This window comes from Hyphomonas sp. GM-8P (assembly GCF_003263315.1).
Lineage (GTDB): Bacteria > Pseudomonadota > Alphaproteobacteria > Caulobacterales > Hyphomonadaceae > Hyphomonas.
Genome location: NZ_AWFE01000036.1, coordinates 1 through 458, shown reverse-complemented (window position 1 = coordinate 458; position 458 = coordinate 1). Strand labels below are relative to the sequence as shown.

Here is a 458-nt window from a genome sequence, read left to right as displayed (position 1 = left end):
ACCGGACGAATGCTTTCCGCCTCAACACAGGAACGATCGGCCATTACCTGAATGGTGTCGTTGACTACGGTCAGGAGTGCATCCGCTTCCAGGACTCCGCCGGTAACGCCGTCGCGGGCTATCAGGAAGGTGCGGATCCGAAGTTCAGCTCCGTACTGTTCGATTGTGCTGGTGGTCTGGCAACAGCGGCTGACGATGCCGCCGCCGCCCAGGGCGCCGTTGATGCCGATGCGAACAATTCGACCAACGTTGCAAACATGTTGACCTCGACGTTCATCAACGGTTCGGCCGAGGCCGCTGTGACGGCAGTCGATCCGGCCACCGTGTCTTCGTTCTTCGACTCGGTGGACTACATCGGTGCTGTCGAGAACGCCCAGGACACCTGGTGGCAGGGCTGGTCGTGCGGTCTTGAAGCCAGCGATCCTTGCTGATCGCGGCAATCCATACGGCGGGCGCTT

Annotated in this window: 1 pseudogene; it reads left to right on the top strand. The window is 60.9% G+C overall.

Annotated features, from left to right (window positions below):
- A pseudogene (locus HY26_RS18960) lies at positions 1-431 on the top strand (hypothetical protein); the annotation flags it as partial.
- Between the last annotated feature and the right edge of the window lie 27 nt (positions 432-458).